The 11,964-nt window shown below is 36.3% G+C and carries 11 protein-coding genes; 1 reads left to right on the plus strand and 10 read right to left on the minus strand.

Annotated elements, in window-relative coordinates:
* Positions 1–9: 9 nt before the first annotated feature.
* Positions 10–1,329 (minus strand): branched-chain amino acid transport system II carrier protein, encoded by a 1,320-nt coding sequence (brnQ, locus tag ACFFUE_RS00880; RefSeq protein ID WP_376831976.1) that lies wholly within the window; start codon positions 1,327–1,329, stop codon positions 10–12.
* Positions 1,330–1,662: 333 nt separating this feature from the next.
* Between brnQ and ACFFUE_RS00885 the strand changes: the two genes are divergently transcribed.
* Positions 1,663–2,826, plus strand: coding sequence for an iron-containing alcohol dehydrogenase (locus ACFFUE_RS00885; protein WP_376831978.1), 1,164 nt, complete (start codon positions 1,663–1,665; stop codon positions 2,824–2,826).
* Positions 2,827–2,886: 60 nt separating this feature from the next.
* Here the strand turns inward: ACFFUE_RS00885 and ACFFUE_RS00890 are convergent, their stop codons facing one another.
* The 9 genes from ACFFUE_RS00890 to ACFFUE_RS00930 form a co-directional block, all read right to left on the minus strand.
* The gene (locus ACFFUE_RS00890) at positions 2,887–3,198 is read right to left on the minus strand and encodes an ATP-dependent Clp protease adaptor ClpS (protein WP_327984714.1); all 312 of its coding nucleotides are present in this window, start codon (positions 3,196–3,198) and stop codon (positions 2,887–2,889) included.
* An 11-nt stretch (positions 3,199–3,209) separates the two neighbouring features.
* A complete protein-coding gene (locus tag ACFFUE_RS00895; protein WP_376831980.1) occupies positions 3,210–4,565 on the minus strand; it encodes a hemolysin family protein in 1,356 nt (451 codons plus the stop codon).
* Between the two features lie 62 nt (positions 4,566–4,627).
* Entirely contained in the window at positions 4,628–5,542 is a 915-nt protein-coding gene (locus tag ACFFUE_RS00900) for a DUF8428 domain-containing protein (RefSeq protein ID WP_376831983.1), read from the minus strand.
* A 2-nt stretch (positions 5,543–5,544) separates the two neighbouring features.
* Positions 5,545–6,960, minus strand: a complete 1,416-nt coding sequence (locus tag ACFFUE_RS00905; RefSeq protein ID WP_376831985.1) for a sensor histidine kinase — start codon at positions 6,958–6,960, stop codon at positions 5,545–5,547.
* Positions 6,961–7,111: 151 nt separating this feature from the next.
* On the minus strand, positions 7,112–8,884 hold the full coding sequence (gene rpsA / locus ACFFUE_RS00910) for a 30S ribosomal protein S1 (RefSeq protein ID WP_376831987.1): 1,773 nt from the start codon (positions 8,882–8,884) through the stop codon (positions 7,112–7,114).
* Positions 8,885–9,218: 334 nt separating this feature from the next.
* Positions 9,219–9,467: a DUF6952 family protein gene (locus ACFFUE_RS00915; RefSeq protein ID WP_327984718.1), complete on the minus strand. Its 249-nt coding sequence runs from the start codon at positions 9,465–9,467 to the stop codon at positions 9,219–9,221.
* 67 nt (positions 9,468–9,534) lie between these two features.
* Positions 9,535–9,843, minus strand: coding sequence for a thioredoxin family protein (locus ACFFUE_RS00920; RefSeq protein ID WP_327984719.1), 309 nt, complete (start codon positions 9,841–9,843; stop codon positions 9,535–9,537).
* A 69-nt stretch (positions 9,844–9,912) separates the two neighbouring features.
* Entirely contained in the window at positions 9,913–10,545 is a 633-nt protein-coding gene (locus ACFFUE_RS00925; RefSeq protein WP_327984720.1) for a peroxiredoxin, read from the minus strand.
* Positions 10,546–10,710: 165 nt separating this feature from the next.
* Positions 10,711–11,910, minus strand: coding sequence for a pyridoxal phosphate-dependent aminotransferase (locus ACFFUE_RS00930; RefSeq protein ID WP_376831990.1), 1,200 nt, complete (start codon positions 11,908–11,910; stop codon positions 10,711–10,713).
* Positions 11,911–11,964: the final 54 nt, after the last annotated feature.

Genomic DNA, 11,964 nt, shown 5'->3' on the forward strand with positions numbered 1-11,964 from the left:
TTATGATTTTTATTCAGCTTTATTAGCGTTTTTCTCTATTGGAGAATTTCTGCTCAACATCGCTACCAACAGAAATGCTACCAATGAAGGCAAAAGCCATTCTAAACTATACTCACTCAGCGGAATAGCATTTTTTAATTGATACAATCCTGAAACAGGAAGCTTTAAATTTTCTGCTACGGAAATCAAAGAAACCAATCCTGCCACTACTATCCCTGCAATATAAGGCTGTCTGCTTTTCACCTTCTTACCAAAAACCAAAATGTAAAGCATCATTGCAAAAGTGATAGGATAGATAAAAAGTAAAATATTAATAGCATAGCTGATGATGGTATCCACACTATTGATGGACAGCAATATAGAAACTACCGTACAAAGCAATACTCCTATCTTATAGCTAAGCTTCCCTTTGGTGAGTTTTTCAAAAAAGGCTCCTGTGGCAGAAGTAAGTGCAATGGCGGTAGTAAGACAAGCCAAAGCGATAACAATGGAAATGATAAAAGCTCCTTTTTTCCCCAGCACCGAATGTGAAATGTGCAAAAGCAACGCCGTTCTGGAAACTTCCCCTTGCGTCTGATAATCGGTAGTTGCCCCCAAATAAATCAGTCCTCCATAAATCAAAAGAAGAAAAACCGTGGAAACCACACCTGCCCAAATGGTGATATTAATCCGCTCCGAAATGGAAGCGTAGCCGCTCTGCATCACTGCCGCTATAATCATCCCTGCAAAAATTACCGATGCCAAAACATCCAAAGTCTGATAGCCCTCTACAAATGAAAAAGTGAAAAGCTCTGCCCCCGTCATCACAGGCGTTTCTGGTATTTTCATAGGATTGAATACTCCCAGAAAGACTAAAATCAGTAATGAGATTAATAAAAATGGCGTAAGCACCATCCCGATGATGTCCACTATCTTGGTCTGAGAGATGGACAATGCAAGTACCACAGAGAAAAATATAATGGCAAATAACACATTATTAAAATCGGGAAAGAAAGGTAAAACACCTATTTCAAATGTAGTAGCTCCCGTTCTTGGAATGGAAACCAAAGGCCCAATGCATAAAATGATGAGCAATGCCAAAACATTGATAAACTGAGGATGAATACGCTTGCCCAAATCTACAAAAGCCGTCCCAGATTTAGCAACCATCACAACACCCAAAAAAGGAGATAATATGGCTGTGATGAAAAATCCAAACAATGCCAACGACCAATCTGCACCAGCCTTCAGCCCGATGTAAGGAGGTAAAATAAGGTTGCCCGCTCCGAAAAACATTGCAAAAAGAGCAAAACCAACAGTAAGTACGGTGAATAATTTATTCTTCTTCATTAGCTTAACTTTTTTAAGTTAAATATTTAGCAATTTTTGATTGTTTTATTCAATTAATGACAATTAAATCTGTTTTAAAGGTCGTAAGATAATCATTTTATTCCTAATATCTAAAATTTATAATCCCCAAAAAGTGCTACCCTCTGATTTTAAACTTATTAAAAATACTGAAGTGGTATAAATCTTCGTTTTCATCGTACGCATTTCAATGAATAGGATTAGAAAATAGACAAATTTTGAATGACCGAATACCTTACAACATTGTGTAAATTCCAATAAAAATACTCTTGCGTATCCTTTAGAATTTGTACTTTTGAAGTAAAATATACAGTTATGCTCAACTTTGAACTTAAAAATCCTACCAAAATTATTTTTGGAAAAGGTGAAATTGCAAAATTAACCAATGAAATCCCTACCGATGCTAAGATTCTAATGCTCTATGGCGGTGGTAGTATTATGAAAAATGGCGTTTACCATCAGGTGAAAGAAGCTCTAAAACAGCATCAGGTGGAAGAGTTTGGGGGCATCCCTGCCAATCCAGAATATGAAGTTTTAATGGATGCTCTGAAGGTCATCAAAGAAAAAAATATCAATTATCTTTTAGCAGTAGGTGGTGGCTCTGTGATAGATGGAACCAAATTTCTTGCCGCTGCTGCCAACTATAATGGGGAACCTTGGGATATTCTGAAACAGCAAATACGCACTTATGAAGGTGATGCTTTGCCTTTTGCTACGGTGCTTACGCTGCCTGCTACGGGCTCTGAAATGAACTCTGGCTATGTGATTTCTAGAAGAGCTACGGGGGAGAAATTGTCCTCTGGTGGACCAGGCTTATTCCCTTTGGTATCTATCCTAGACCCAGAGGTTATCCGCACCATTCCAAAACATCAGATTGCCAATGGCATTGCCGATGCTTACACCCACGTTTTAGAGCAATATATGACTTATAAAACGGCTGCTACATTGCAAGACCGCTTCTCAGAAAGTATTTTGCAAACCCTACAAGAAGTAGCACCTAAGGTATTGGCAGAAAATTTTGATTATGATGCAGCTGCCAATTTTATGTGGTGCTGCACAATGGCTCTGAACGGACTCATTGCCAAAGGAGTGCCTACCGATTGGGCGGTGCATAGTATGGGACACGAACTAACGGCTCAGTATGGTATAGACCACGCGAGAACCTTGGCTATTATTGCCCCATCCCACTACCGTTATTATTTTGAAAATAAAAAGGAGAAATTGGCTCAATATGCTGAACGCGTTTGGAATATCTGTGATGGAAGCACCGAAGAAAAAGCAATAAAAGGGATTGAGCAATTGGAACAGTTTTTCCACAACATCGGGATTAAAACAAAACTTTCTGATTATACCGAAGAATATTCTGAAACGGCTGAAAAGGTTCAGAAAGCCTTTGAGGAGAGAAGTTGGCTTGGCATAGGTGAGCACAAAACCCTTACACCACAAGATGCTTTTAAAATCGTGGAGATGAGCTATTAAACCCAACCAATATATTTCTAAACCAAAATCCCCGAATGTTACTTTTCGGGGATTTTATTCTTACTGTATTTCACTCGTCAAGCCTCTGGACAGCAACTTCTCGTGCATTGGCTCTATAAGTTCCAGACTTCCTGTTTTTACGGTACATTTACCTTTATAATGCACCAGCATCGTACATTGTTCTGCTTGCTCTAAAGTGTGATGGCAAATTTCTATTAAGCATTGGATGACAAAATCAAAGGTATTGACATCATCGTTCCAAAGTACCAATCGGTTGTTTTCCTCTATATCCTCCATCACCGCAACATCTTCCTCATATTCCCTCTGAGGATTGTCGTAATCGTGGATATGATTAAAATATGGATTTTGCATCTTCGTATTTTTTAAGCCAATGGTTCTTCGGAGCTGATGGTTTCGTTATCAGCGATATCATATACCAATTCTACCAGTTCAACACTTTTATTATTCATTTTTAAAATCTTGAAATGATAGCCATTCATATCAAACTCTTGGTTTTCTTCTGGGATATCTTCCAATTCGTGCAAGATGTAGCCTGCTAAAGTATTAAACTCTCCTTCCTCGGAAAGTGGGAATAACTTGGGCAAATACTCATTAATCTCTTCCAATGGTTGGGTGGCTTGTACCCAATAGGTATTTTCTCCTACTTTATCTACTATTTTATCTTCATCATCTTCCTCATCCTGAATTTCTCCTACCAATTCTTCCAAAATATCTTCCAAAGTGATAATCCCTTCGGTACCTCCAAATTCATCAATTACGATGGCTAAGTGCTGTTTTTTCTGTTGGAAAACCTTCATCAGGTCTGAAATTTTCTTGCTTCCTACCACAAAAAACGCTTCACGCATTAGTATTCTTAGGGTTTCGTGGTCTATATCACCTTTTCTCTTGATGTATTCTCTGATGATTTCCTTAGCATAAAATATCCCAATGATATTGTCTATAGAATCTTCATAAACTGGAATACGAGAGTAGCCACTTTCCATTATCTGATTGATGATATCCTCTACAGAATCCTCTATATCAATGGATAAGATATTCTGCCTTGGTACCATAATTTGCTTAGCCGAGTGGTCTGTAAAATCAAAAGCATTTTTAATGATTTCGTAGTTTTCCTCTTGTATTTCCCCAGAATCTGCCGATTGCTTCACTAGTAGCTGGAGCTCTTCGGTAGAATGAATTTCATTTTCTGAAGCAGGATGTATTTTGATTAATCTCAAAAAAGCATTAGACATCTGATTCATCGCCCAGATAAAAGGTCTGAAAATGGTGTAGAAAAACCTAAGCGGAACAGCAATAGCCATTGTGGTAGGCTCTGCTTTTCTTATGGCGATAGATTTGGGGATAAGTTCACCAAATACAATATGCATAATGGTGATAATCAAAAAACTGAGTACCAAAGATATGGTGGTAATCAGTCCTTGGTCTGTAGTCCAATCGAAATAGACAAATAAGTTCTCTATAATATGGTGCATAGCACTCTCTCCTACCCACCCTAAGGCTAATGATGCTAAGGTAATCCCCAGCTGTGTGGCGGAAAGGTATTCATCCAAATGCTTGATGATATGCTCTGCTTGCTTTGCGATAGAGTTGCCCTCAGCGGCTTTCAGCTGGATTTGAGAGTAACGAACCTTTACGATTGAAAATTCTGCGGCTACGAAAAAGCCATTGAGTAATACTAAAAATAATGCTAATAAAAGCTTGACTATGTCCGAGTCCATTTAAAAGTTTAATAACTATTATGTTGCAAAGATAGGATTTTTTATTTAATCTCCTTCCTCAATTATTCTAATGCTTTAGTAGCCTTCCCTATATTTTTGATACCCGAAGGTGTTTTTTCATAAACTTCTAAAACATAGTTCCCTCTTTGGAAGTCATCATTTTCCCATTGGGTGGTTACCGTTACATTTGTCCCATTGATATAGTTTATTATCAGTTTTTCAGAATATATTTTCTGCTCTCCATTTAATAAAAATGTTCCCGAGGCTTTATTAGAAAAAGTTGCCAATGTCTTATCTGGAAGATGAACCACCAAATAGAGTTCTTTCTCTCCCGTCTCTGCCAAAAGGTTTTCATTGATATCAAAACTCACTTCCAATTTATCTATTCTGGAAGCCTTATCGGTCTGTACTTCTTTTCCGTTTCGCCTCACTTTTACACCTTTTAAGATAAAATTAGAGATAGACAGTTTAGAAGCGTATTTGATGAGATTATCCTTCTTCAGAGAGTTTAGTTTCTCTCTTTCTATCTGCTGATTAAGATTTTTTTTATCTTTTTCTAATGTTTTTATTTGAGCTAAAAGTGTTTTTTGTTTCTCAGCATCTTTTTCTGTTTGTAGGTTTAGGGCAGCCTTATCTTTCTGGAGATGTTCTATCCTTTTATTGTATTCTTTCAGTACATTTTGAGAAATTTCACTCATCAATTGTTTTGCTACCAAAAGTTCTTCTTCTGAAATGGCATTTTTTTTCAGAATGGTTTCTATTTGAGATTTCTGCATCAGAATCGTATTATTACTGATGGCCAAATCTTTCATATTATTTTCTAAATCTACTTGCAAAAGTTCATAATCTGATTTTAGATTGATAAACTCTGTTTTGATTTCGGCTTCAGACATATCGTCATTGGTACTATCATAAAACAAATACGCAGAAAGCCCTACTACTAATGCTGAAAGTGATATGATTATTTTGTTTTTCACGGTTAAAATTTATAAAATTCTATAAAAAATGTTGTTCCGAAATTCGGCTGAGATTCAAACCAAATTTTTCCTTTATAATCTTCTACAATTTTCTTTACCATTGATAAGCCCAAGCCCATTCCCTCAGATTTTGTGGTAAAATTAGGCAAGAATACTTTACCTTTTTGCTCATCTGAAATTCCTAATCCATTATCTGTAATAGAAATAGTGAATTTTTCCGATTGATTAATAAGCTCTACCTCTACCCTTTTTTCCCTATCATTTGGGATTGCTTGCAAGCCATTTTTCACAATATTGGTGATAATCCTAGTGAGGTAAAGTGGGTCTATTTTATAGTGTAGTTGCTCTACATTCTTAGTAAATGCCACTTCATTGGGTGGAAAAATAGCAAGTGTATTTTGTATAACTTCCACTATTTCAATATCTGTTTCTTCATTCAGAGGCATTTTAGCAAAGTCTGAAAAAGATTTTGTAATGGCACTGATAAGGTCTATCTGATGAACCACTGTTTTGGTAAGTGTTTTTACTTTTTCCATATTATCTGGATCATCTGCCTTGTAGCGTCTATGGAAATTTTGTACCGTCAGCCTCATTGGTGTCAATGGATTATTGATTTCGTGAGCTACTTGTCTTGCCATTTCCTTCCAAGCTTCTTCCCTCTCTGTTTTTTGCAACATTTTTTTCTGCTCTTCCAGCTGCACAAGCATTTGATTGTAAGCTATAACCAAAGGCGTTATCTCATCATTTTCTTCATATTCCAATGGACTTTGCAAGTTATTAACATCTGTACTAAGTACCTTTTGGGAAATAGCCACTATTTTTTCTGTTAGTTTTTTTGAAATCCACCAAGAGAATGCTGCACAAAGACACACCAAAAATAAAACGAGTAGAAAATTTTGTTTCAATAAAACTCCTATTTTAGGAAACATAGAATAGCGAGATTCTACCAATTGAACCACTAAAATCGCTGTATTCTTATGTTGCTTATCTTTCAGGAAAGTAAAGGAATTTACCAGTGTAGCATCTAAATTGTCTATGTTATGTTCCTCTGTATAAAGTAACTGCACTTTCAATTGCTGTAAGACCTTTGGCGAAACCGATTTCAAAGAATTATGACTACTAGAATATAAAGCACCATCTAAACCAAATATAGAAACCTTAGCATTATGCAGATTGGCAAGCTCATAGACCTTCTCCACTAGAAGCGAATCTGTGTATTTCCAATTATTTTTATTGGTAGCATACTGCAATCCTTCTGCTATATTTCTGCTAATTTTCTCTACATTTCTATTTCTAAGTGCCTCAAAATTTTTCTGATTCTGATAAAAATTTAGACTTATAATCAATATCAAAAATAACAACCCTGTAAAAAAGGCTGCTAAGAACATTTTCCCTCTAAAAGTTAATCTTCTTATCAAAAAATATCACTCTAATTATAATGCAAAAATAATTTATTTTACTGAAAAAACAGTTCACCAATCATAAAATTTATCTCAAAAAAAAACTAAAAACTGCCCTCGTCAGAAGGCAGTTTCATTAGATATTTCAATTTGAAAATCAAAAGGTTAATTATTTCCCTTCCATTTTCTTTTTAAGTTCTGCTAACGCATCGATATCTCCAAGAGTTGTTTTTTCCTCTCCAGAAGAAGCTGTTTTTGCAGATGCTTCTTTCACATTTCTCTTCTCTTCATCTCTGAAAAGACCTGTGTGAGATACTACTACTCTCTTGAATTCTTTGTTGAACTCGATTACTTTGAAGTCAGCTACTTCACCTTTCTTGATTTTAGAACCATCTTCTTTTTCTAACAATCTTGAAGGGCAGAATGCTTCTACTTCTACATCTTCAAACTGAACTTGAGCACCTTTATCAAAAACTTCTACTGCGGTACCGCTATGTACTGTACCTTCAGCATATTTAGTTTCAAATTTATCCCAAGGGTTTTCAGATAATTGCTTGTGTCCAAGAGACAATCTTCTTGCAGCAAGGTCTAGTTCTAGTACCACAACATCCAATTTGTCTCCTACAGAGCAGAATTCAGATGGGTGCTTAATTTTCTTAGTCCAAGAAAGGTCTGAGATGTAAATTAATCCATCAATTCCTTCTTCTAATTCTACGAAAACACCAAAGTTTGTAAAGTTTCTTACAGTTCCGGTATGCTTAGAATCAACAGGGTATTTAGATTCGATATTTTCCCAAGGGTCTTTAGTTAATTGCTTGATACCCAAAGAGATTTTTCTCTCCTCTCTATCCAATGTTAATACTTCTGCTTCTACTTCGTCACCTACTTTTACGAAATCTCCTGCGCTTCTCAAGTGAGTAGACCAAGACATTTCAGAAACGTGGATAAGACCTTCCACACCTGGAGCGATTTCTACAAAAGCACCATAGTCTGCAAGTACTACTACTTTACCTTTTACTTTATCACCTACTTTTAGGTCAGCAGAAAGGGCATCCCACGGATGTGGTTCCAACTGCTTCATACCCAATTGGATTCTTGTTTTCTCATCATCGAAATCAAGGATTACCACTTTTACAGTTTGTCCATCTTCAAGGATTTCAGATGGGTGGTTTACTCTGCTCCAAGATAAGTCTGTAATGTGGATAAGACCATCTACGCCACCAAGGTCAATAAACACCCCGTAAGAAGTGATGTTTTTAACGGTTCCTTCCAATACTTGTCCTTTCTCAAGCTGAGCGATGATTTCTTTTTTCTGACCTTCGATGTCTGCTTCGATAAGTGCCTTGTGAGATACCACCACATTTTTAAATTCAGGGTTGATTTTCACCACCTTGAATTCCATAGTTTTACCTACGAACTGGTCGTAATCTTTAATAGGCTTCACATCGATTTGAGAACCTGGCAAGAAAGCTTCAATACCGTGTACATCTACAATCATACCACCTTTGGTTCTAGATTTCACAAAACCGTTTACGATTTCTCCACTTTCGTGAAGTTCGTTTACTTTATCCCAAGCTTTTAGCGTTCTTGCTTTTCTGTGAGATAATTGTAACTGACCAGTTTTGTCTTCTCTTCTATCTACCATTACTTCTACCTCGTCTCCTACTTTTAGGCCTTGGTTGTAACGGAATTCATTAAGAGAAATAACACCTTCTGATTTGAAGTTGATGTCCACGATAGCTTCTTTATCAGTAAGTCTTACTACTTTCCCGATAAGAACATCGTTTTCTTCAAGGTCGCTCAAAGAACCTTTGTAGATTTCTTCAAGATCACTTTTTTCTTTTCTTGCATCAGCATCTAATCCAGATTCAAAAGAATCCCAATCAAATTGTTCAGGTGCTACGTTTTGGTTCAAAAGAACCTCGTCTTTAAAATTAGACATAAAATTTAAAAATTTGTATTCCTTCTTTTTAAAGGTCTGTACCGTAGGATTTTAAAAATCGGGAAGATGTTAATGTTTTGTTAGATTTACTTTTTCAGACCTTCTCCTACAAAAAGTGGTGCAAATTTACGAAAAACATTTTAATTATGAATATCTTACGATAAATTTATTCCAAATGATGCAGTAGGCTTTAGGCAGCAAGCAATAAAACTGAATTTCAATGAGATAAACTTTAACCTATTGTGCAATATTATTCACATTGCTCTGTTTAAGCAAAAAAAACCTGCACTACCTATTGGGGTAATGCAGGTTTTATATTAATCAACAGAAAAGACTATCTATCAATACTTCCCATCACTTTTTGGGCAAAGCCATTGAGAGCATCTTTTTCAGACATCCCGTTAGCTACATTGGCGTGAACTTCTAAGGCTCCACAGATATTGGTAATCAGCTCTCCTGCTACATTAAGGTCTTCTTCTGTAGCTCCACGAAACTCTGTGAACGCTTCCAAAACTTCTAATGTTTTTTCAAGATTTTCTACGCTTTGATTTTGATAGAATTGTCTTATAATGGGTAATTTCATAAGATATTGAATTAAAAATAATTATAAAAACCTTTCAGAAAGCTTCCGAAAGGCTTAACGATTTTGATTAGTTCAACTCGCTGAACAAGTTGTTTAAGCTTTCCGCTTGGTTGGTTTGAATCTGATTTACCAACTCACCATTTTTGAAAATAGCAAAGGTAGGCAGATTGTCCACTTTAGCCAATTTTCTACTTTCTGGCAATTTCTCAGCATCTACATAGTAGAATGGAATTGCATCGTTTTCAGAGGCTAATTTTTTAAACTTAGGCTTCATAATTCTGCAGTTACCGCACCAAGAAGCTCCGTATTGCACAACCACTTTTTCGTTTTGGGCTACCAATTCTTGTAGGTTGTCTTCTGATAATTCTGTGTACATTTTAATTTGTGTTTTAAATTTAAAAAAAGGTGATAGAGCATTCTACCACCTTTCTATTTTGTTTTTAGATTAGTGGTTTGCAAGGTATTCCGCAGTAGATTTTCTATCTGCAGACATTGCATCTTTACCTTCTTCCCAGTTCGCAGGGCATACTTCCCCGTGGTTTTGTACGTGTGTATAAGCATCGATTAATCTGATGAACTCTTTTACATTTCTTCCTAATGGCATATCGTTTACTGCTTCGTGGAAGATTTTTCCTGTTTCATCGATAAGATAAGTTGCTCTGAAAGTAACATTAGACCCTGTGAAGATTTCGTTACCATCTTCATCATACTCAAAATCCTGCTCTACAATACCCAAAGTATTAGCCAATTGTCTGTGAGTATCTGCAAGGATTGGATAAGTTACCCCTTCAATACCACCTTGATCTTTAGGTGTGTTTAGCCACGCAAAGTGTACCTCGTTAGTATCACAAGAAGCACCGATTACCTTAGTATTTCTTTTTTCAAACTCTCCCAAAGCTTCTTGAAAAGCGTGAAGCTCTGTAGGACATACGAATGTAAAATCTTTTGGATACCAGAACAAAAGCACTTTCTGTTTGTTGTTTACTGCTTCTTCAAGTACATTGATTCTCAAGTTATCCCCCATTTCAGAGATTGCATCTACTGTAATGTTTGGAAATTTTCTACCTACTAATGACATAATTTTATTTATTTTGATTATAATTCTTCCTTGATTTATGATTGCAAATTTACAAAAGGGCTATCTATTTAAAAAATAATTCCAATTAATAAAAACTATTAAGTTGATTTAATCTATCTTATTTTATTCATTCACAAAGTTTTGAACTGACAGCCATCAATAGAATTATTCTATTACGGCTTGTTCCAAGCACATTTTAATTCTTTCCATCGCTTCTTTCAGGTTGGTTTCAGAGGCGGCATAAGAAAAACGAATACATTCTGGACTTCCAAAAGAAACACCACCTACACAGCCCACATAAGCATTTTCTAATAGAAACATTGCAAAATCATCGGCATTCTTTATCAAAGTTCCATTGATGGTTTTTCCTATATAATAAGAGATGTCTGGATAGAGATAAAAAGCAGATTTAGGCAGCGTTACCTTGAAACCTTTGATATCTTTCATTAAATCAAAAGTTAAATTACGGCGTTTTTCAAAAGCTTCCACCATATATCTATATTCGGAAGGATGGGTTTTCAGAGCCGTGATGGCAGCCCTCTGTGCAATGGTATTGGCACCGCTGGTGATTTGCCCTTGGATTTTATCACAAGCTTTAGCCAGCCACTCTGGACACGCCGAGTAGCCAATACGCCACCCCGTCATTGCATAACCTTTGGACATTCCATTGATAATAGCCACTTGTTCATAGATTTCAGGAAACTGTGCGATAGATTCGTGGGCACCATCATAGTTAATATACTCATAGATTTCATCTGAAATTACGGTAAGGTTCGGATATTGGGCTATTACTTCTGCTAAAGCTTTTAGTTCTTCATAGGTGTAATAACTACCCGATGGATTACAAGGCGAGCTGTACAGCAATACTTTAGTTTTCGGAGTGATGGCTTGCTCCAATTGTGCTACCGTAATTTTGAAATCGGTTTCATAGGTGGTTTTGATGAAAACCGAAGTTCCCCCCATCATTTTCACCATTTCATCATAGCTTACCCAATAAGGGGTAGGTAGAATCACTTCATCACCATCGTTGATCAATGCTGCCAAAATATTACTGATGGCTTGTTTAGCCCCATTAGAAACGCAAATTTGGGTAGGTTTATACTCTAAATGATTATCTCTTTTTAGCTTATGAGCAATCGCCTCACGAAGTTCCAAAAATCCTGGAATGGGAGAATAATGGCTAAAGTTTTCATTAATCGCATCAAAAGCAGCTTGCTTGATATTATCTGGTACATCAAAATCGGGTTCTCCCAAAGTAAGGCTGATAACATCTATCCCCTGAGCTTTCATTTCCCTTACTTTATTGGACATTACAAAGGTCTGAGAGTATCCCAAACGATTAACGCGGTCTGAAAATTTTTCCATAATCAAAAATATAGTCTTTCTCCACAAATGTAAGATTTTTCTGAGGAATTAATG

This window comes from Bergeyella porcorum (assembly GCF_042427575.1).
GTDB lineage: Bacteria > Bacteroidota > Bacteroidia > Flavobacteriales > Weeksellaceae > Bergeyella > Bergeyella porcorum.

Excerpts from the sequence above, each read along its gene's own strand:
- ACFFUE_RS00890 (WP_327984714.1), bottom strand. The coding sequence starts at position 3,198 with ATGCAAAATCCATATTTTAATCATATCCACGATTACGACAATCCTCAG.
- ACFFUE_RS00895 (WP_376831980.1), bottom strand. The coding sequence starts at position 4,565 with ATGGACTCGGACATAGTCAAGCTTTTATTAGCATTATTTTTAGTATTA.
- ACFFUE_RS00930 (WP_376831990.1), bottom strand. The coding sequence starts at position 11,910 with ATGGAAAAATTTTCAGACCGCGTTAATCGTTTGGGATACTCTCAGACC.
- ACFFUE_RS00925 (WP_327984720.1), bottom strand. The coding sequence starts at position 10,545 with ATGTCATTAGTAGGTAGAAAATTTCCAAACATTACAGTAGATGCAATC.
- ACFFUE_RS00885 (WP_376831978.1), top strand. The coding sequence starts at position 1,663 with ATGCTCAACTTTGAACTTAAAAATCCTACCAAAATTATTTTTGGAAAA.
- brnQ (WP_376831976.1), bottom strand. The coding sequence starts at position 1,329 with ATGAAGAAGAATAAATTATTCACCGTACTTACTGTTGGTTTTGCTCTT.
- ACFFUE_RS00920 (WP_327984719.1), bottom strand. The coding sequence starts at position 9,843 with ATGTACACAGAATTATCAGAAGACAACCTACAAGAATTGGTAGCCCAA.
- ACFFUE_RS00915 (WP_327984718.1), bottom strand. The coding sequence starts at position 9,467 with ATGAAATTACCCATTATAAGACAATTCTATCAAAATCAAAGCGTAGAA.
- rpsA (WP_376831987.1), bottom strand. The coding sequence starts at position 8,884 with ATGTCTAATTTTAAAGACGAGGTTCTTTTGAACCAAAACGTAGCACCT.